Below are 20,308 nucleotides of genomic sequence, written 5' to 3'. Positions count from 1 at the left end.
CTTTGGGGTAACTAGTCAGATCATGCAAAAAAAGACCAGAGCTTTTCTAAAATGGGCAGGTGGAAAATACGCCTTGGTGGAAGATATTACCAAGCGCTTGCAAGCCGCAAATGAAGAGGCCGAAACTCTGGTGGAGCCCTTTGTTGGGGCCGGTTCTGTCTTTCTAAACAGCCACTTTAAGCACTATATACTCAATGACATCAATGCGGATCTGATTAACCTGTACAAAGAGCTGCAACGCACACCGGATGAGTTCATCAGTGATGCCAAAAAGCTGTTTGTGGATCTGAATAACCATTCCGATGCGTATTATGCGTATCGTCAGCAATTTAATGAAAGTGTCGACGTATATGAACGAGCTATTCTGTTTTTATATATGAATCGCCATGGATACAATGGTTTATGCCGCTATAATCTGAAGGGCATTTTCAATGTGCCGTTCGGTAAATACAAACGTCCCTATTTTCCGGAAAACGAACTGTACTTTTTTTCAGAAAAAGCACAGCAGGCCACATTTACCTGCCTGAGCTATGAGCAGGTTTTTAAACGTATCCCAGACAAAGCTGTGGTGTACTGTGATCCACCTTATGTGCCATTAAGCAAAACCGCTTCATTTACTGCTTATGCTAAAGGCGGGTTTAATCTGGATGATCAGGCGCAACTTGCAAACCTGGCGGAGACTGCCGCATTCGAGCAGCATACTCCTGTGCTTATTTCCAACCACGACACTGTGCTGACACGCAAAATATATAGCCAAGCCAAACTGGATGTGATCCAGGTAAAGCGGACCATTAGCCCGAAGGGCACAGGCCGGAACCGGGTTGATGAGCTAATGGCTTTGTATCACGACTAATACCAATTTCACTTAATACCTGTTCTATTTTAAGGAGCAAATATGACGCTAACGGCGTTAAAAATTTCTCATTTAGAACAACTAAATAGCAAAATTTTTGCCTCGCCTATATGGACGTAGGTGCCTCAGCGATAGCAGGACACGAGAGCGGTGTTATCGACCCTATTTTCTTGCCTCAAAATAGAACACTTAATTAAGCAAATTGCTATAACCCTTCAGCATTTACAGGTTTATGGCTGCGACAGCACCACTGAATTGACAAACCAAGCCAACACCAGCACCAGTAAAATAACAAAGCACACGGCGAGAAAGGCAAAGGGCCAAAAGTGTTTCTGGTTGAAGTCGATGCGATATTTGGCCTGACTCTGCACACCAAACATCGCAGCAAGTACACTCTGAATGAGTATAAAGAATCGTTCTGTCACGGCGTCCTGGCTCCTGTCTGAACTAAGATACCGATCAGTATAGTGTACAAATACAAACTCGCCTTAGCTAAGTGTACTTGTACTCAATTAAAATTGTGAAAACTGACTTGAAGTCTGCTCGTCATCTGAACCAAGTAACAGTTCAAGCAGATCCAGGTAATGGAATTGCCCGTTACTACTGCCGCCAGTAAGCCAGGCGTACCAGCTGGTGTGTGATTCCAGCTTGCATGCATTGGCTTGCGCATGCTGACTCACTTGAGTTGTAGAACATTGACACGTGTGGTGTTTTGCGATTAAGGCATCATCGCCGCTGAACGAAAACACGCCAGCAGACAAGACTACAGCAGCCGTAAGCAAAAGCGTCCGTGTTTTTAGCTGACCTAACATAACCATATCCCCAGTGAATAGTTATCTTTAAATAGTACACTATGAGTGATTATTAAACAATCTCTTTGTCTTGCAAAAGTTGCAATTGCTCGCAAATGAGATTACTGAGAGCGCCCAACAATCAGGTGTTTTTAACGCTAAGATAGGTTACAGTAGCCGCTGACATTTTGTTTCAGGGGGTAGTATGTCGCAGAACAATAATAAATCCGAGTTCTTAATTGCACCGTCCATTTTGTCTGCCGATTTTGCAAAGTTGGGTGAAGACGTCGCCAAGGTATTGGCTGCCGGTGCAGATGTTGTGCATTTCGACGTCATGGATAACCATTATGTCCCCAATCTGACTTTTGGCCCAATGATCTGTGAAGCCTTGCGTAACTACGGTATCACCGCCCCAATCGATGTACACCTTATGATTAAACCCGTAGATAGCCTCATCCCCGAATTCGCGAAAGCGGGGGCTGACATTATCACTTTTCACCCGGAAGCCAGTGAGCACATTGATCGCAGTCTGGGTTTGATCAAGGAGCAGGGCTGTGAAGCGGGTTTGGTGCTTAACCCTGCAACACCATTGCATTATCTGGATTATGTCATGGATAAAGTGGATCAGATCCTACTGATGTCTGTGAACCCGGGTTTTGGTGGCCAGAGTTTTATCCCTCAGACACTCGATAAACTGCGTCAGGTCCGTGAGCGTATTGATGCCAGTGGTCGAAAAATTCGTCTTGAAGTCGACGGCGGCATTAAAGTCGATAACATCGCTGAGGTTGCTGCGGCAGGCGCGGATATGTTTGTCGCTGGATCGGCTATTTTTAATCAACCAGACTATCGGACGGTCATTGATGCGATGCGTACAGAGCTCGCTAAGGTGGGCTAATGCGGTATCAGGGTATTTTATTTGATCTTGACGGGACGCTGGTCGACAGTGCGCACGATTTGTATATGGCACTGAATCTGACTTTAACAGAAGTGGCATTTCCTGTGGTCAGTCGCACTCAGGTGCTCGAGTGGGTCGGCAATGGGATTGACGTGCTGGTACAGCGTGGTCTCAGTGGTAGCAATGAGATCAACGCAGAATTGCCCCCGCGTTTGGTGACAGAAGCACAGGAACGATTTGCTGGTCATTATCGGGCGCTTGTTGGGCAATATTCACTGCTTTATGCCAATGTCGAAACGGTATTGGCAGCATTCAATCATGTCCCCAAAGCGGTCGTAACCAATAAAAGCCGGGAATTTACACTACAGCTACTCGATAGCCTCAACCTGAGCCAACATTTTGAGGTGGTTGTGTGTGGTGATGACGGTCAGAAAAAGCCTGCGGCAGAACCGCTCTTGTCGGCCTGTCAGCAGCTGAACATCGAGCCACAAGATGCCATTATGGTGGGTGATTCGAAAAGTGATATTTTGGCAGCCCAGGCCGCTGAAATGCCTGTGATTGCACTCAAAAATGGGTACAATCAAGGACTGGATCTGGCGACATTTAATCCACAGTACCTCTGTGAGGGCTTCTTGGATATAATCCCCATTTTAAATCAACCTTAAACTAAGATAGGACTAAAAGAACACAATGACTAAACCAGTAGTATTAAGTGGCATTCAGCCAACCGGTGGTATGACAATAGGCAATTATGTGGGTGCCATTAACCAGTGGCTTAAGCTACAGGAAGATCATGATTGTTTCTTTATGCTGGTTGATTTGCATGCCATCACTGTGCGTCAGGAGCCAACTGCCCTGCGTGAGCGAGTTTTAGATGGTATTGCGCTGTATGCGGCCTGCGGTATCGACCCTGAAAAGTCGGCGCTGTTTGTCCAGTCGCAGGTGCCAGAGCATGCCCAGTTAAGCTGGGTGCTGAACTGTTATGCGCAAATGGGTGAACTGAATCGTATGACTCAGTTCAAGGACAAGTCAGCCAAGAACACCAACAATGTCAACGTTGGCTTGTTTTCTTATCCGGTACTTCAGGCTGCAGACATTCTGCTTTATCAGGCCGATCAGGTCCCTGTGGGAGAAGACCAGAAACAGCACCTTGAACTCACCCGTGATATCGCAACGCGCTTTAACAACTTATATGGTGATGTATTTAAAGTCCCGGAACCGTACATTCCTGAGCTGGGCGCACGGGTAATGAGCTTACAGGATCCGTTAAAGAAAATGTCTAAATCGGACGACAACCCCAATGCATACATTATGCTTCTGGATGAACCGAAAAAGATTGAGAAAAAGCTTAAAAAGGCAGTAACGGATTCAGATGAGCAGGCGCGCATTTACTTTGACCGTGAAGAAAAGCCCGGTGTTTCTAACCTGCTGACTCTGTTGTCAGTGGCAACCAAACGCGATGTGGCTGATCTGGTGCCTGAGTACGAAGACAAAATGTATGGTCATCTGAAAAAAGACACCGCTGATGCGGTTGTGGCCATGCTGGAGCCGATGCAGGCACGCTTCAGAGAGATCCGTGAAGATCAGGCGCTGCTAGATCAGATCATGCGCAACGGTGCAGAAAAGGCCGGAGCCCGTGCTGAGAAAACGTTGAAAGCGGCATACGACGCCGTTGGATTTATTCCGCGCCCGTAGCCGTCAGGCTATAAAAACAAAAAGCCAGCTTATGCTGGCTTTTTGCTGTCTTAGGGTTACATACTGCGACCACACCAGACGATTCTGCCTGCGATACCATGTTGCTGAGCATTGTCGGCCTGGATCTGCCAGGCCGGGTACTCAGGGTTATCACTCACAACGCTAATATGATCCCGGTGCTGTTGTAAGCGTTTGGCCATCAGACCATCTTCGGTTTGCAGCACAAATACACCACGTTTGTTCGCGTCACGCTGGCTTAAATCAACCAGTACCATGTCGCCGTGTTGCAGCGTCGGTAGCATACTGTCACCACGAATAGTCACAAACGCAAGCTGTTCACTGTGCACGCCCAGCTGAGTGCTCAGCCAGCGTTTATTCAGGGCGAACTGTTCGGTGATATCTTCACTGCCATTGATGCTACCAAAACCGGCACTGGCTTCCACATCCAGCTTAGGTACCATCAGCATGTCCTTGCCACCAGAACGCGTGGTATGTTCAACGGGTTGTTCACCTGTAAGCAACCAGTTCAGATCCAGGCCAAATAGACTGTACAAATGCTCCAGATAAGCAACGGATGGTCGGCTCAGACCACGACAAATACGATAAATATGCGACGGTGATTTGCCGGTAAGTAGCGCAAACTGACGCTTATTTCCGGCACTAAACTGGTCGATTAAGGTAACAAATCGACGCGAAAATGCTGTGCTCATGACACCCCATGCAGGTTACAACAAAGAAAGGCGCTCAGAGTACTTGTCTCTTGAGTTACTGTACAGTATTACGATGTTAATTGGCTGAAAAACATCCAAATTATATCTCTAAGCTTGAATTTGCAATGCGCGTTGATTTTTGGTGTTTTTTTTGTTAATTTTTGTTTCCATTTATGGAAACATAGATGAAAAGTTGAGTCTAATATTTAAGGATTAAAAAATGCAAAAAATGATTTTTGCCTTGCTGGGTCTGTTTATCAGCATGAATACATTTGCTACCCCTCATAAAGAAATATACTTCAAAACCCGGGAAGGGGAAGAGATCCAGGTATTTCTGACCGTGGCCAACGGCAAGATGCAGAATATTACTTTTTCTTCATTGTGCACGATCAACAACGGCTACTGTATGACGCAGGCGCATACCCGAACCATACTTGAGGACTTTATCCGTGCAGGGATAAATCGTGGTCTCTATTCTTACCGCTATGTACCATATGACCCCTGCATGGATCCGAGGAATAACTGTACGCCACATGGTAATGTGCCAGAAGAGCAGCAAAGCTATGAAATGTACGGGTTTGAAATGCAGCAGTTCCAGCATGTGCAACGAACAAGCCGACGTCCGGTTCCTTCTGCGCCACCGGCACAGGAACAGGGGCTGGTTCAGGCCTTCCTGAATAGTGCTGCGGTCCGAGCTGGTGTCCAGGCGGTAGATGAGTCGATCAAACAGATTGCAAACTTAGTGTCTGGCGAAAGTGGTCAATTGAATAAAACTGGTATTACCATGCACTTCAGTGTACGCAAAGACGGCAAGAAAGTGCCTACTAACATTTGTATCATGACGAAAGATGGATGCCAGGGCACTGATGAAGTTAAGTTTAAACAGGATAATAATAAGACAACTGCAACTTATCCGGCTCCCGGAAGTACGTCTCAATCTTTTAAGCGTTATACTGACATTGAATTTGCTTTAAGAAACTGGTTTCAAGGTGCGGAATATGAGTGTAAATTTGGCTTTACTGGCGTGCCGGGTGAGCTGAGCCGCCAAGCCATTTGTTACTACAAGCCGTGATGGACTTTGCCACGCAAATTTAGAATCTTAGGGGCTTGTGGCCCCTTTTTCTTTTAAACTGCCTTGAGTTATTTGCTTCAGTTCAGGTAACGTCTGATCATCAGCCTATGATGAGCTGACTATCTTCTCTTTGCAGGGGGATATTAGCGTTTCACATATTGCCGGGGGGTTGTACCAAAGTACTTCTTAAACGCGCTATTAAACGCCGAGCTGGATTCGAAACCCAGCTGCTGGGCAATGGCCTGTTGGGTTTCTCCGGCGGTGAGCATTTCTACCGCACGCAGCGCTCTGAGTTTTTGCTTCCACTGACTAAAGCTCATGGCAAAGCTTTTATGAAACAGCCGGTTCAGTGTTCTGGCCGACGCGCCGACCTGTTCACCCCACTGCTCTAAAGTCCGTGTACAGCCCGGGTTAGAATACAGTTCACTGACAATCGGCAGCAGTCGCTGGTCATCTGCCTTGGGAATAAAAAACGCGCTGGTGGGCGCCAGCTCCAGTCGATCGATAAACACCTGGATAAAGCGCTCGGTTTTATCATCGAGCAGATAGTCTTCGGGCCAGGTGCAGATGGTCAGGATCATCTCTTTTAGCAGCGCATCAACTACCAGAGTTTTTGCCTGGTCGCCTAATATCGCGGCATACTTTTCATCAATATAAACGCTGCGAAAATGCCCGCCATAGCGGCAGAAGGTTTCATGCTCCACATTGGGTGGGATCCACAATGCCTGTTGCGGTGGAATGACGAAAGTGCCCTGCGGCGTAAAAATGGTCATGACCGAATCACTAATATAAGTGATCTGCCCCCAGTGATGGCTGTGTGAGCGCACATGCTCATTGGCGGGCATAGTGGTAGGGCGTGGGAAGATCGGCCTGCCCAGTGTCTTTCGTTTAAAGCGGCTGGACACACTGCGCCAGGAAGCATCTGTCCGATTTGATAAACTTTGTGTCATGATTTTCCATATTAGCCAGCGGGCTTAGCTCCTATACTAACCGGGCCACTAACGGCAATCAATGTGCTTAAGGACTGTGAATGAAAAACCCAACCCGACTCTTTGTGCCGTCCCCAATGAGCTTTATGGTGCTGGCGACCATTGTGATGGCAATGACTTTTTCTGCCTGGAATGCCTTACTTAATAACTTTGCCATTGAACAGGCTGCGTTTACTGGCGCGCATATTGGCATGTTGCAGTCATTGCGCGAGGTGCCTGGCTTTTTGGCTTTTACGGCAGTTTTTGTGTTGCTGGTGCTGAAGGAGCAAACTTTTGCGCTGGTAAGTTTATGTTTATTATCAATCGGGGTCGCACTGACGGGCTTTTTCCCCAGCGTGTATGGCCTGTATGCCACAACAGTGCTGATGTCTATTGGCTTTCACTATTTTGAAACGCTTAATCAGTCGCTGAGTTTACAATGGTTTAGCAAAGAAGAGGCGCCAGAGCAATTAGGGCGTTTACTCTCTATTAAATCGATGGCTTCGCTGGTGACTTTTGGCTTAATCTGGGTGGCGTTTACCTGGCTTGCCACAGATTATGTCTGGGTGTACTTACTATTTGGCGGGGCTGGACTGGCATTGACATTATTTATGGCGGTAACGCACCCGCAGTTTGTTCAGCAAGCAACGCAGCACAAGAAATTAATTCTGCGTAAGCAATATTCCCTGTATTACATTCTGACTTTTTTCTCCGGTGCTCGTCGTCAAATTTTTATGGTGTTTGCCGGCTTTTTAATGGTTGAAAAGTTTGGCTTTGATGTGGCCGAGATCACTGCGTTGTACATGCTCAACCATGTTGTGAATATTTTTGTTGCCCCGAAAATAGGCCAGATGATTAATCGTATTGGTGAGCAAAAGGCGCTGACAATGGAATATTCCGGGTTAGTACTGGTGTTTGTGGGGTATGCGCTGGTGGAGTCGGCCCAGCTGGCGGCAGTGCTGTATGTGGTAGATCACATCTTCTTTGCCATGGCCATTGCACTGAAAACCTACTTCCAGAAAATAGCCCAGCCGGAGGACATTGCGGCCACTGCGGGTGTCAGTTTTACCATCAACCATATTGCCGCTGTGGTGATCCCGGCCAGTTTTGGTGTGGTGTGGTTGTATGATCAGTCCCTGGTGTTTTACTTTGGCGCGGCATTGGCGGGGTGCTCTTTGATACTCAGCCAGTTTATTACACCGCACTTGAAGCGTGTGGCTGCCTGATAAAAAGCCGCCCATTGCGGGCGGCTGTATGGATAAGAATCTTGTGTTAAAGGGCTTTAAAGCGGATCGCGGTACCGCCACTGGTGGCGAGCTTCAGCGTTAAAGTATCCTGTGCTGTGACAATCTGTTTTTGAACGCTCAAATCATAGGGGTTGTGTTTCCACTCAGCCTCAGGGCCATCCTGATAGATCTGGGCTTCGAAGCGCTGGCCCGGCTCAAGGAAGTCGAGCTTGACGTCAATGCTTCTGGCGTGCTCGTCGGTGATGGCCCCTAAATACCAATCTTTACCCGAGTACTTGCCGCGTTTGCGCGCTTTACGGGCAAACACCACATAGTCACCAACCTCACCTGCCAGCGCAACACTCTGCTCCCAATCTGCTGGCACGTCCTTGATGAACTGGAAGGCATCCGGTCTGGCCAGATAGTTTTCTGGCAGATCGGCGGCCATCTGTACCGGACTGTACAGCACTACATACAGTGCCAGTTGCTTCGCCAGGGTGGTTTGTGGCCGGTTGGTTTTGTCACCCAGGCCGTTAAAGCTCATATCAAAAATGCCGGGTGTAAAGTCCATCGGACCAGACAACATGCGCGTATAGGCCAGCATAGTGGTATGCTCCGGCGGGTTAGGCGGGGTACCCCAGGCGTTAAACTCCTGGCCACGTGCACCCTCACGGGTCAGCCAGTTTGGATAGGTGCGACGCAACCCGGTGTCCTTAATTGGCTCATGGGTATTGATGCTGATCTTATGTTTGGCTGCCAGTTTCACATTGTCCAGATACTCATTAACCATAAACTGACCGTCATGCCATTCAAAACGGGCATGGCCACGTTCATCAATACGTTTGATGTTGCCACCATCAGCCACGTAGCCGGTTTTTACCTGGCGGACACCCGCTTTTTCGTACAGCGCAAAAGCATCTGCCATTTGGTCACGATAGTTACTGACGTTACCTGACGTTTCATGGTGGCCGATCAGTCGGGCACCCACCTGTTTACCATGGGTGGCAATGGCATCCAGGTCGAAATCGGGGTAAGCCTCGGTAAAGCTGAAGACATCACCATTGAAAAACCAATCGCCGTCCCAGCCGGTATTCCAGCCTTCTACCAGTACGCCATCAAAGCCATGCTCGGCAGCAAAGCTCAGATACTCTTTGGTACGTTCTGTGGTCGCGCCATGCTTCTCACCACTGCCCCAGGTGTTTTTACCGATGTGCATGCCCCACCAAATGCCGAGATATTTACCCGGTTCCACCCAGGATACATCGCCTAACTTATTAGGCTCATTCAGGTTCAGGATCAGGCGGGAGTTGAGTAAGTCGGTGGCTTGCGCACCGACCTGAATGGTGCGCCAGGGGGTTGTGAAGTGGCCATTGGTTTTTACCGCGATACCATCAGACCAAGGCGTCAGATCGCTGATAAAGGTACCAGGACGACGCTGATTCAGCGTCATAGCGGCATAATCAACCAAGGCGGCTTCATGAATGCTCACGTGAACGCCGTTTTTGTTCTTTAAGGTGAAAGGGGTGTGAACATGAGCCGCATCGTGTAGCGCTGTGGTTTTGTAAGTATACTCATAGCGATTCCAGCCGCGTGCCGGGATCCACCAGGCATTGGCCTGATCACTGTCTGCAACAGCAAACTCAGTCAGTTCGCGGGTTATATAGCGGGCAGAATCCGCTGCGACTTCATATCGAAAGCCCACACCGTCATCAAATACTCGTACTCTGAGCTGGTATTGTGCTTGCTTTGACTGCTCGTCTGCCAAAGTCACAACCAGTTCGTTGTGATGGTCACGGACCTCTCGAGCCTCGCCCCAGGGTTGTTGCCAGCGCTCATCTGCACTGTTACGCAGAGTCTTGCTGATGATCAGGCCATCTCGCAGTGATGGCGCCCGGGCAAAATCAAACCCCAGCTTTGAAGGGGCGATCACCGCCTTGTTGTTGAACGTGATTTGGTAGCTGGGCTGGGTGTTATCATCGCTGACCTGAAATGTCAGCTTACCGTTGGGCGAGCTGACTTTGTGTGTTGCAGCCTCAGTAGCGCCGGTAAATAAACCGGCGACCAACGTAGCGGCAATGCCTGTTGCTGAGAAGACTAATCGCATAAACTATCTCGGTTGCAAATGTGAGTGAGCGTTTAGCATACTGTTATCTTCCATGAGCGATGAACATTCTGCATACGTATTCAGTTTGAAAATGCGATGAATGGAAACTAACGGTCGTCCGGTCTACATCTGTGGCCTATACTAAATTCATGCTGCAAGGAACTTTCAGGCAATGATTCAATTAAAACATATTCTTAGTACTGCTTTGGCTGCCCTAGCTCTGGCCTCAACCAGTGTGTTTGCTGCAGGTGGGCAAGTCTCAGTGCACTTGGTCGATAAGCAGGGAAAGACACTGCCCGGTGCGGCTGTGTGGTTAACAGGCCAGGGGCTGACTGCTGATCAGGTGGTCTTAAAGCAAAGTTATAAAATGGGTCAGAAAGATCGCGCGTTTACACCGCACCTGCTGATTGTGCCTCGGCAAGCCGAAGTGTCTTTCCCTAATTATGACTCTATATTGCATCATGTTTACTCATTTTCTCCCGCTAAATCCTTTGAATTCAAACTGTATCGTGACCAGCCACAGGCCCTGACATTTTCAGCGACCGGTGCCGTGGAACTGGGCTGCAATATTCACGACTGGATGCTGGGTTATATCCTGGTGGTTGACTCTACACACTTTGCTGTGACTGACGAACAGGGGATTGCGCGTATCTCGCTTCCCAAAACGCAACTTACTGACGTGGTTTTGAAAGTCTGGCATGAGGGGTTTATGGACCTGGATAGCCCGGAAAGCAGCTCGTTATCAAGAGTAAAATCCGGTGATAAGCTTAACATTCAATTGAATCAGGCACTTGGTATGTTCCAGGACGATTTCAGTGATGAGTTTGATGATTATGAATAAATCACTTCAATGGCTGTTACTGGCCGGGCTCAATGCGGTGGCCATCAATGCTGCACAGGCGCAAGGCTTTCAATACAAAGCGGCGATTCAGGCAAGCTGGCAAAGTAGCAGTGAGTATGCATCCTGGTATAACCGAGGCGTGGCAGTTAATCGTTTTGGCACTGAATCAGAGCGATTAAATCTGAGCCGTGGGGTACTCGACCTGCGTACAGAATTAGGGAGCAAATGGTCACTGTTAGCCAGTGCACAATATGTCCCCGACCCTGATAACAAAGTCGGGTTTACTGAGTTATTTGCCCAATACCACACCCTGAATAAAGGGCCCTGGCAGTGGCAAGGCCGGGTAGGCGGGTTTTACCCCAGAATGTCACTGGAAAACCCGGATATAGGCTGGTCATCTCCCTATAACTACAGCTACAGTGCGATTAATGCCTGGCTGGGTGAGGAGATCCGGACCTTTGGCACAGAAGTGAGCTTTAAACACAGTGACAGCCGATTACCGCGACGACAGCGTAGCGGTCATAACTGGGAGTTAGTCGGTGCCTTGTATAAAGGTAACGACCCTGCGGGCACTTTACTGGCATGGCGCGGCTGGGCCGTGCACGACAGGCAAAGTGTGTTCAATGAAGCCATTCCCTTTGCACCGATATACGCATTAAAAGCGCCTCCGCTGGCTAAGCAGGCCTGGCGGACAGAACCATTTACTGAAGTGGATGGTCGATTTGGCTATTACTTTGGGGCACACTGGGATTATCAGAAACGCCATACGGTGCGGCTGTACTGGTACGACAATAACGGCGACCCGAGTGTATTGAACTATCACACCGGACAATATGCCTGGGATACTAAGTTTTACAGTGCGGCTTACCGCTTTAAGATCACCCGGGCTACGCATCTTGTTATGCAGGCTATGGCCGGTAATACAGCAATGGGCAAGCGGCGTGGGGTGGATAATGACTTCAGTAGTCAGTTCATTTTGCTGACCCATAAATGGCAGGGTTACCGTGTCAGTGGGCGGGTAGAGCAGTTCGATGTCAGAGACAGAGATTTCTGGGCGTTTGATCCGAATACCAGCGAGGGAGGTGCGGTGACGCTGACTGGTCGCTGGCAGCTCAGTGAGCACTGGCATGTCGGAATGGAATTTCAGTATCTGGAGTCTAAAGTGGCAAATCGCGCTGACTTTAATTTGCCGACGCGACAAATTGAACAATTGTGGCGCGTCAGTGGTGAGCTGCGCTTTTAACAGCGCAGCCAGAAATTATACTCGCGTCAGTCACACAGGCGGTTTAAGCCATTGAGAGCAGCGACTCGGTAGGCTTCGGCCATGGTTGGATAGTTAAAGGTGGTATTGACGAAGTACTCGACGTTATTGCCTTTGCCTTTTTGCTCCATAATGGCCTGACCAATGTGGACAATCTCTGAGGCACGTTCGCCAAAACAGTGGATCCCGAGTATTTCTTTGCTTTCAGCATGAAACAGCAACTTCAGAGAGCCGACTTCGGTGCCGGTGATCTGTGAACGTGCCAGATGTTTGAACTGGGCACGGCCGACTTCATAAGGGATCTTGGCGGCAGTGAGTTGTTGCTCGGTTTTGCCCACTGAACTCATTTCCGGAATAGTGTAAATGCCGGTTGGAATATCAGTGATCAGGCGGTCATCGCACTTGCCATGCACTATGGCATGAGCAGCAATTCTGCCCTGATCAAAAGCGGCACTGGCAAGGCTTGGGTAGCCAATCACATCCCCCACGGCGTAGACATTGTCTATTTCAGTCTGGTAATGCTCATTGACTTTGAGCTGGCCACGACCGTCCGCTTTGAGACCAATAGCATCCAGGTTCAGAGAGTCGGTATTACCTGTTCGACCATTGGCCCACAAAATACAATCTGCCTTAACCTTTTTACCGGATTGAAGGTGCAGTATTACGCCTTTGTCCTGAGTCTCAACCTTGGCAAACTCTTCATTATGACGGATCACGATACCACTGTTCCAAAAGTGATAGCTCAGTGCATCGGATATTTCATCATCCATAAATGACAGCAACCGGTCGCGGGTATTGATGAGATCCACTTTGGCTCCTAAGCCCTTAAAAATCGACGCATACTCACAGCCAATCACGCCGGCACCGTAAACCAGCACGCGCTGCGGGTTGTGGGTTAAGTCCAAAATGGTATCACTGTCATAGACACGCGGGTGGTCGAAGTCGACACCGGGTGGACGGTAAGGCCTGGAGCCCGTGGCAATGACGATGGTTTGCGCAGTCAGTAACTCCTTGGAGCCATCCAGGTGCTGCACCTGGATCGTATGTGCGTCAACAAAGGTGGCATCCCCCTGATAGAGGTGGATCCGGTTACGGTCGTAAAAGCTGGAACGCAGGCTGGATTGTTTACTGATCACATCACTGGCGTGATGCAAAATATCCTGGAAAGTCAGCCTTTGCGGACGTTCGCTAAAGCGAAACAGAGGGTTGGCTTTGTATTCTATCAACCGGCTGACGGAGTGGCGCAGCGCTTTGGATGGGATTGTGCCCCAGTGTACACAGCCACCCCCGACGTCTTTTTGTCGCTCTATCACAGCCACTTTGCGGTTGCTTTTTGACAGGTTCATGGCTGCACCTTCACCGCCGGGACCCGTACCAATGATGATAGCATCATACTGATAGGATACGTCCTGACGGGGTGCTTTTGTGGAGGTTTTCTTAGTCACGGCCTCACCTTAAATAATGACTTGGGAGGCCGCTTCGGGGTTAGCTGGTGGCGCCCTTTAACAACCTCGAGTTTAATGCCAGCCATGCTTGCTTTTGTGTCTGCCAGGCCTGTTCCAGTTCCTGATACTGTTTTAACAGGGCTGATTGCTCACATTGTTCACGCATGGCATGCTTTTTCGTTTCCAGTACCTGTTTTTGTACGGCACAGAAGTGCTGAAGCTTTTTCAGCAGTAAATCATACTCTTGTTGTAACAATGTAAGCTTATCCTGCGCCAAAGGCAATTTCGCCAGGGTAACTTTAGTCTTAATCAGCAAGGTTTCTGCCTTGGCTTTTTCGATCCGCTCAATCGGTGTGCGCTTGAGCTTACTGGCAAGACCCAGATAAGACAGAGCACGGATCATCCACTTCGTTGGATCATAGTGATACCAGCGAATACCATTGCGATAGTCGCTGGCAAAGATATGGTGGAAGTTATGGTAACCCTCACCATAAGTAAGCAGCGCCAGAAAGCCGTTGTCCCGGGCTGTGTTTTTCTCAGTATAAGGGCGCTTGCCCCAGATGTGGGCCAGTGAGTTGATGAAAAAAGTAAAGTGCTGGCTAAGTACCAGACGTAATACGCCGGCCAACAGCAGCATGCCAAATACGTCTCCCAATGCCAGGCCCAGCATCAAAGGGATACCAATATTCGTTAACAGGACCAGTTTCAGGTAGTGCTTGTGTTGCCACATCACAATTTTATTGCGTTGTAAGTCACGGGCGTTACTGTAATCGCCGTAGCTATCGCCCTGATAATCTCTGAGCATCCAGCCAATATGGCTATACCAGAATCCACGTGTCGCGGCATAGGGGTCTTTCACCGGGTCATCTACCTGGCCATGGTGAACCCTGTGATCACTGCTCCAGTGTAGCGCACTGTTTTGCAATGCAAAGGCTCCGCCAAGTGCAAAGAAGACCTGGATAGCAGGGTGCGCATCGTAGGCTTTGTGTGCCCAAAGACGGTGGTAGCCGGCGGTAATAGACATCCCCGCGTAAAACATACAGCCCACAAACGCAATCCACTGGGTTGTGGTATAACCATACTCAAAGCCATACCAAGGCACTAAAGTAATCGCAGCAAGAAAGGACAGACTAAAAAATAAGACATTAGTCCACAATAAAGGGGGTTTTTTCATTTTTAAGAATCTCAGCGTACACTTGTACGCTAAAATAGTATTTCAAAGTTGCGCCGTCAAGTATTAGACTGCCCCTATTGTTGATCTGAGCTAATAAATTATAGGAACTGCGACCATGTCAGGTGTTCGTGCCCAGCAAAAACAAAAAACGCGCCAGGCGCTGATTGAGGCGGCGTTTAATCAGCTCAGTGCAGAGCACAGCTTTACCAACCTCAGTTTGCGGGAAGTCGCCCGGGAAGCCGGTATTGCACCTACCTCCTTCTATCGTCACTTCAAAGATATGAATGAGTTGGGATTGACCATGGTCGATGAGGCTGGCCTGACTTTGCGTCAGCTAATGCGCCAGGCGCGGCGCAGAATTGCCAAAGGAGGGGGAAGCGTGATCCACACGTCTGTCCTGACCTTTATGGAGTTCATCGAGACATCCAGTAACCAGTTTCGCTTGCTGTTGCGCGAACGTTCTGGCACCTCGCCCGCATTTCGCGCTGCTGTCGCAAGAGAGATCAAACATTTTATTATGGAGTTGTCTCATTATTTGGAAACCGAAACCCCCTGTGATGCCAATCATGCTTATATGCAGGCAGAAGCCATGGTGACATTGGTATTCAGTTCTGGGGCAGAAGCTTTGGATCAGGATGCTCAGCAGCGCGCAGAATTGACTGAGCGATTAATCTGGCAGCTCAGATATATCGTTAAAGGGGCGTCGGGTTATCAAAAAGAGAGTCAGTCTCAGACTGCGCCAAAGGTGGCTGGTTAGTAGCTGCAACCCTGCTTTTTGACATGATAAAAGGCAGCCAACCAAGTTTGACTATGAAATCACAAGGATAGCGCAGTATGCTACTTATGATAGACAATTATGATTCATTTACGTTCAATTTAGTGCAATATTTTCAACGCCTTGACCAGGAAGTTGTCGTGCATCGTAACGATGCTCTGTCGGTGGCAGAGATTCGCGCACTTAATCCGGATCACATTGTGATTTCACCAGGCCCCTGCTCACCGAATGAAGCGGGTATTTCCCTCTCCGTGGTTGACGCGTTTCAGGGTCAAATTCCTATCCTGGGAATTTGTCTGGGCCATCAAACCATTGCGCAGGCATTGGGCGCGAAAGTCGTTCGGGCAAAGCAAGTGATGCATGGCAAAACCTCAACTCTGGTGCATAACGACGGGGGGTCCTTTAACGGATTACCTGAGCGATTTGAGGTATGCCGATATCATTCACTGGTGGTGCAGCAAAGTGGTTTGCCTGACTCGCTCGAAGTGACTGCCTGGACGCAAAATACCGCGGGTGAACTAGATGAAATCATGGGCTTATGCCATACTGAGCGAGCGTTGGAAGGTGTTCAGTTTCACCCGGAAGCCATTCTTACCGAGCATGGTCTGCAGCTACTTGATAACTTTATAAGTCGCTTCTAACCTTAAAAAAGTAATCCAGACAATACCAAAAAAGAACATAATTGATGACTGAAGACATTAGGCAATCTCGGATCGCGCAAGCTCTGGCAGAGCGTGCCCATGATGTACTAATTAGCCATAACTTTGCGCAGCAGCAGATAGGCTACATTCATACTTTTGATATGAATTTCGGTGAGCGTATACCTCAACGCACTATGCTGGAGGTAGAACTTGCTGCAGCCACAAAGCGTCAGGAGCGTAGCACCAGTCATCACAAGTATATTGCTAAGGCCAGCACACACTTGCACCAGGTTATCGAGTCGGCTATCAACACCCAGCTGGAAGATTTAGACACGATTTACCACGAAGTAGTGGGGATCCAGGAAGCCGTGCCAACAGTGTTGGACATTCTGGCTGTGAAATCGGCGTCAGTAGGTCGATTGGAGCCACTAGTCAACGACTTGTCATGGATGGGGCGAGATTTGGTCTCTTTGGTGAATTTGCCCCAATACCGCAAAGTCAATGCCAAAGGGACGGCGGTCAAAGTAGACACTCCGGCGCTGGCATTACGTTATCTGGGCCTGGAAAATTTGCAGATGGTGATCCCGACTTTTGCCGTGCGTCACTGGATGCCCCATTCCACAGAGCCATTTCCGCTGTTAAAACGCAAATTACGCGATATGAGTATGGCCACAGCTATTGCAGCTAAGACATTGGCGCCTTTGTATGGTGTGAAAGAGCAGCATGCTTTTACGTTAGGGATGCTACTGGATGTCGGGAAAATTGCCCTGACACGCCTGTATTTGCGCACCTTTGAACGGGTCTGGCAGGGTAAAGTTAAAATTGCGCGGGATAAAAAGCAAAAAGATCTGCACACTGCCTTAGTTGGTCTGGAACCCGACCCTTTGTTTTTGCGTAATTTGTTACTGGAACACTCTGCAACGGTGTCACAGTATTTGATTGAGCGCATGGAGTTTCGTTACTTGCCGTTTAATGCGGCGGTGGAGGAGTTTGCGCAAAGCTATCTGCCAAAGTCGCATAATCATGCTGCTGAGCAATTACCACTGACCCAAGTGGTGCGCAAGGCCTATAGCTATGCCCAATATCAGGTACTGAAGGATACTCATTTACTCGAGCCTGATGAAGCAAAAGACTGGCTCGCTTTTAATCAGCTCAACACTGAAGAGCAGGAACTGCTGTCAAAAACTGCACTACAAAGCCTGCAATTGACAATTCTTTAAAAAAAACCACACTTTTTTCCCGCTTATTCATTCATTCCGGGCAAGCGAGGGATCTCAGTAAACACCTTGAAGTTATAGGGGCGTTAATTATGGGCGCCTTAATAGTTATTCACTGAGACTGCAATTATATACTAATCCCTTGAATATCAAGGGCTAGAGCGGTGTTTAATATGAGACAAATGCGCTTTTTTTTGAAATAATGAGCGTATGAATTTTGCACCAATTGGGAAAAATTCAGGTCTTTTACATCGCTGTCGTTGAGATTTCATGTATCACTGCCTGCCCCGGTTGAGTGCTGTACTCGCCAAAATGAGGAAACAAAATGACTATCAATCGTGAACTTTTCGATCAGGTAATGGTGCCTAACTATTCACCTTCTGCAGTAATCCCGGTCAAGGGGGAAGGTGCGCGCGTATGGGACCAAAATGACAAAGAATACATCGATTTCGCGGGCGGTATCGCAGTAAATTGTCTGGGTCACTGCCACCCTGCGTTGGTTGCAGCGCTGAAAGAACAAGGTGAGAAAATCTGGCACTTGTCGAATGTAATGACCAATGAGCCGGCACTGCGTCTTGCGAAAAAGCTGACTGATGCGACCTTCGCAGACAAAGTCTATTTTGCTAACTCAGGTGCAGAAGCAAACGAAGCCGCGCTAAAGCTGGCTCGTCGTTGGGCACTAGACAAATTCGGTGAGCAAAAATCACAAATTATCGCGTTTAATAAAGGCTTCCATGGTCGCACTTTCTTCACTGTGACGGTAGGTGGTCAGGCTGCGTATTCAGATGGCTTCGGTCCTAAGCCGGGCGATGTTGTACACAGCGACTACAATGATCTGGCAGCATTAGAGGCTCTGATTTCAGACAACACTTGTGCAGTTATGATGGAGCCACTACAAGGTGAAGGCGGGATCATTTCTCCAGAAGCGGACTTTGTGAAGGGTGTACGTGCACTATGTGACAAACACAATGCACTGCTGATCTTTGATGAAGTGCAAACAGGTGTTGGCCGTACTGGTGACCTATATGCTTATCAGGGACTGGGTGTTACGCCTGACATCCTGACTACAGCTAAAGCGCTGGGTGGGGGTTTCCCGATTGGTGCGATGATCACTACAACTGAAATTGCTCAGCACCTGAAAATTGGTACTCATGGTTCAACCTATGGCGGTAACCCACTGGCGTGTGCGGTTGCAGAAGCGGCGCTGGACACAGTGAATACCCCTGAAGTATTAAATGGTGTTAAAGCCAAAGAAGCCCTGTTCCGTGAATTGTTGAATGAGATCAACGAGAAACATCAGGTATTCAGTGAGATCCGTGGTAAAGGCTTACTGCTTGGTGGTGTACTGAACGACAAGTATCAGGGCAAAGCAAAAGAGTTCCTGGTAGAGGGCATTAACCAGGGCGTGATGTCTTTGGTTGCAGGTGCCAACGTTGTGCGCTTTACGCCTTCTTTGGTGATCCCTGATGCGGATATCCGTGAAGGGATGGCACGCTTCGAAGCGGCTGTAGCCAAAGTGGTTGCGAACAACGCCTAATACCAGTTGGTGACATGTGAGTCGCACCTGTGTGCGACTCATCTATCTACATTTTTTGAGGAGTAAGCGGGCTCATGATGATCCTTCGCCCAATCCAGAAAAGCGATTATTCAGCGCTTTTAAACATTGCCCAGGAGTCGGGGCATGGCTTTACTTCGTTGCCAGTCAATGAAGAATTGCTGCAAAACAAGATCGAACGTTCCGTTGCTTCATTTGGCAAAGAAACAGATGTTCCTTTTGATGAGGGCTATTTGTTTGTGCTCGAAGACAGTGAAACGGGTGAAGTCGTTGGCACCAGTGCTATCGAAGCCGCCGTGGGTCTTGATGATGCCTTTTATCACTACCATCTAAGTAAGGTGATCCACTCATCGCGGACTTTGAATGTTTACAAAGCAGTGGATATTCTTACCCTGTGTAATGACTACACCGGTGCCACTGAGTTGTGCACATTGTTCCTGCGTGATAAGTACCGTCGTGGACTGAATGGCAAATTATTGTCTAAGTCACGCTTTATGTTTATCAACCAGCACCGTGACCGTTTTGCGGATACCGTCATTGCCGAGATGCGCGGTGTATCAGATGAGAATGGCGACAGTCCATTCTGGCAGTGGCTGGAAGAGCACTTCTTCTCGATGGACTTTCCAACGGCGGACTACCTGACAGGCATTGGCCAAAAGGTGTTTATTGCCGAGCTGATGCCTAAATACCCTATCTACGTGAATTTGCTGAGCAAAGAAGCACAATCAGTGGTAGGTGAAGTGCATGACAACACGCGCCCAGCAATTGAACTGCTCAAGAGCGAAGGTTTTACGTTTAATGGTTATGTCGATATTTTCGATGCCGGCCCGACGGTAGAAGCCAAAGTTGACAACATTCGTACTGTGCGCGAAGTCCGTAAGTACACAGTGCGCATTGACGATGCGATACAGATCGACGCAGAAGGTTCCCCCGTGATGATAGCTAATGATAAACTAGCGGGATATCGTGCGACGGCACTGACGTTAACGCTGCCAGAAAAAGCAACTGAAGTTGCCATCCCTGGTGCGGTGGCGAAGGCCCTGCAGATCGCTAACGGTGATACCGTTAGTATTGCAACTCTTTAA

Annotated in this window: 20 protein-coding genes; 13 read left to right on the top strand and 7 right to left on the bottom strand. The window is 48.6% G+C overall.

Translation table 11 applies throughout. The annotated features are described in order from the left end of the window. Window positions 1-22 precede the first annotated feature (22 nt). The gene (locus ACXAH1_RS19325; protein ID WP_054016962.1) at window positions 23-853 is read left to right on the top strand and encodes a Dam family site-specific DNA-(adenine-N6)-methyltransferase; all 831 of its coding nucleotides are present in this window, start codon (window positions 23-25) and stop codon (window positions 851-853) included. A gap of 230 nt (window positions 854-1,083) precedes the next feature. Here the strand turns inward: ACXAH1_RS19325 and ACXAH1_RS19320 are convergent, their stop codons facing one another. Both ACXAH1_RS19320 and ACXAH1_RS19315 read right to left on the bottom strand, forming a co-directional pair. Beyond that, window positions 1,084-1,278 carry a DUF2970 domain-containing protein gene (locus tag ACXAH1_RS19320; protein ID WP_253048686.1) on the bottom strand — a complete coding sequence of 65 codons (195 nt, stop codon included), beginning with the start codon at window positions 1,276-1,278 and terminating at the stop codon, window positions 1,084-1,086. Between the two features lie 87 nt (window positions 1,279-1,365). Then, window positions 1,366-1,665, bottom strand: a complete 300-nt coding sequence (locus ACXAH1_RS19315; protein ID WP_475198854.1) for a hypothetical protein — start codon at window positions 1,663-1,665, stop codon at window positions 1,366-1,368. A 184-nt stretch (window positions 1,666-1,849) separates the two neighbouring features. Here ACXAH1_RS19315 and rpe point away from each other — a divergent pair, with 184 nt between their 5' ends. Genes rpe through trpS form a run of 3 tightly spaced genes read left to right on the top strand, consistent with a single transcriptional unit; the run spans window position 1,850 to window position 4,234 of the window. Beyond that, entirely contained in the window at window positions 1,850-2,539 is a 690-nt protein-coding gene (gene rpe / locus ACXAH1_RS19310; protein WP_138551774.1) for a ribulose-phosphate 3-epimerase, read from the top strand. Further along, window positions 2,539-3,204, top strand: coding sequence for an HAD-IA family hydrolase (locus ACXAH1_RS19305; RefSeq protein ID WP_475198852.1), 666 nt, complete (start codon window positions 2,539-2,541; stop codon window positions 3,202-3,204). Before rpe ends, ACXAH1_RS19305 begins: the two co-directional genes overlap by 1 nt. 25 nt (window positions 3,205-3,229) lie before the next feature. Continuing rightward, window positions 3,230-4,234, top strand: coding sequence for a tryptophan--tRNA ligase (gene trpS, locus ACXAH1_RS19300; RefSeq protein ID WP_475198850.1), 1,005 nt, complete (start codon window positions 3,230-3,232; stop codon window positions 4,232-4,234). A 56-nt stretch (window positions 4,235-4,290) separates the two neighbouring features. Here trpS and ACXAH1_RS19295 read toward each other — a convergent pair whose 3' ends face one another. After that, the gene (locus ACXAH1_RS19295; RefSeq protein WP_475198849.1) at window positions 4,291-4,944 is read right to left on the bottom strand and encodes an XRE family transcriptional regulator; all 654 of its coding nucleotides are present in this window, start codon (window positions 4,942-4,944) and stop codon (window positions 4,291-4,293) included. A 220-nt stretch (window positions 4,945-5,164) separates the two neighbouring features. Between ACXAH1_RS19295 and ACXAH1_RS19290 the strand changes: the two genes are divergently transcribed. Then, the gene (locus tag ACXAH1_RS19290; protein ID WP_475198847.1) at window positions 5,165-6,016 is read left to right on the top strand and encodes a hypothetical protein; all 852 of its coding nucleotides are present in this window, start codon (window positions 5,165-5,167) and stop codon (window positions 6,014-6,016) included. Between the two features lie 143 nt (window positions 6,017-6,159). On the opposite strand, the gene ACXAH1_RS19285 is transcribed toward ACXAH1_RS19290, so the two are convergent. Next, window positions 6,160-6,966 carry an AraC family transcriptional regulator gene (locus tag ACXAH1_RS19285; protein ID WP_475198846.1) on the bottom strand — a complete coding sequence of 269 codons (807 nt, stop codon included), beginning with the start codon at window positions 6,964-6,966 and terminating at the stop codon, window positions 6,160-6,162. Window positions 6,967-7,046: 80 nt separating this feature from the next. On the opposite strand from ACXAH1_RS19285, the gene ACXAH1_RS19280 reads away from it, so the two are divergent. Beyond that, complete coding sequence (locus ACXAH1_RS19280) at window positions 7,047-8,210, top strand: MFS transporter (protein WP_475198844.1); 1,164 nt, start codon at window positions 7,047-7,049, stop codon at window positions 8,208-8,210. A gap of 46 nt (window positions 8,211-8,256) precedes the next feature. Here the strand turns inward: ACXAH1_RS19280 and ACXAH1_RS19275 are convergent, their stop codons facing one another. Next, window positions 8,257-10,314, bottom strand: a complete 2,058-nt coding sequence (locus ACXAH1_RS19275; protein WP_475198843.1) for a glycoside hydrolase family 97 protein — start codon at window positions 10,312-10,314, stop codon at window positions 8,257-8,259. A gap of 172 nt (window positions 10,315-10,486) precedes the next feature. On the opposite strand from ACXAH1_RS19275, the gene ACXAH1_RS19270 reads away from it, so the two are divergent. Both ACXAH1_RS19270 and ACXAH1_RS19265 read left to right on the top strand, forming a co-directional pair. Next, window positions 10,487-11,155, top strand: coding sequence for a methylamine utilization protein (locus ACXAH1_RS19270; RefSeq protein ID WP_475198842.1), 669 nt, complete (start codon window positions 10,487-10,489; stop codon window positions 11,153-11,155). Continuing rightward, window positions 11,148-12,398 carry a hypothetical protein gene (locus ACXAH1_RS19265; protein ID WP_475198841.1) on the top strand — a complete coding sequence of 417 codons (1,251 nt, stop codon included), beginning with the start codon at window positions 11,148-11,150 and terminating at the stop codon, window positions 12,396-12,398. Before ACXAH1_RS19270 ends, ACXAH1_RS19265 begins: the two co-directional genes overlap by 8 nt. A 26-nt stretch (window positions 12,399-12,424) precedes the next feature. On the opposite strand, the gene sthA is transcribed toward ACXAH1_RS19265, so the two are convergent. Then, on the bottom strand, window positions 12,425-13,861 hold the full coding sequence (gene sthA / locus ACXAH1_RS19260) for a Si-specific NAD(P)(+) transhydrogenase (protein WP_349288014.1): 1,437 nt from the start codon (window positions 13,859-13,861) through the stop codon (window positions 12,425-12,427). Between the two features lie 40 nt (window positions 13,862-13,901). Then, the gene (locus ACXAH1_RS19255; protein ID WP_475198840.1) at window positions 13,902-15,035 is read right to left on the bottom strand and encodes an acyl-CoA desaturase; all 1,134 of its coding nucleotides are present in this window, start codon (window positions 15,033-15,035) and stop codon (window positions 13,902-13,904) included. A gap of 115 nt (window positions 15,036-15,150) precedes the next feature. Here ACXAH1_RS19255 and fabR point away from each other — a divergent pair, with 115 nt between their 5' ends. The 5 genes from fabR to astA all read left to right on the top strand — a co-directional run bounded on the left by fabR (window position 15,151) and on the right by astA (window position 20,308). Continuing rightward, a complete protein-coding gene (gene fabR / locus ACXAH1_RS19250) occupies window positions 15,151-15,792 on the top strand; it encodes an HTH-type transcriptional repressor FabR (RefSeq protein ID WP_138551762.1) in 642 nt (213 codons plus the stop codon). Window positions 15,793-15,869: 77 nt separating this feature from the next. Continuing rightward, entirely contained in the window at window positions 15,870-16,451 is a 582-nt protein-coding gene (locus tag ACXAH1_RS19245; RefSeq protein WP_475198839.1) for an anthranilate synthase component II, read from the top strand. A 44-nt stretch (window positions 16,452-16,495) separates the two neighbouring features. Further along, a complete protein-coding gene (locus ACXAH1_RS19240) occupies window positions 16,496-17,671 on the top strand; it encodes an HDOD domain-containing protein (RefSeq protein WP_475198837.1) in 1,176 nt (391 codons plus the stop codon). A 322-nt stretch (window positions 17,672-17,993) separates the two neighbouring features. Further along, complete coding sequence (locus ACXAH1_RS19235) at window positions 17,994-19,205, top strand: aspartate aminotransferase family protein (RefSeq protein WP_054016947.1); 1,212 nt, start codon at window positions 17,994-17,996, stop codon at window positions 19,203-19,205. 74 nt (window positions 19,206-19,279) lie between these two features. After that, complete coding sequence (gene astA, locus ACXAH1_RS19230) at window positions 19,280-20,308, top strand: arginine N-succinyltransferase (RefSeq protein ID WP_475198836.1); 1,029 nt, start codon at window positions 19,280-19,282, stop codon at window positions 20,306-20,308.

It is taken from the genome of Pseudoalteromonas sp. AWH4_217 (genome assembly GCF_056161105.1).
This window is presented reverse-complemented; position numbering and strand designations above follow the sequence as displayed.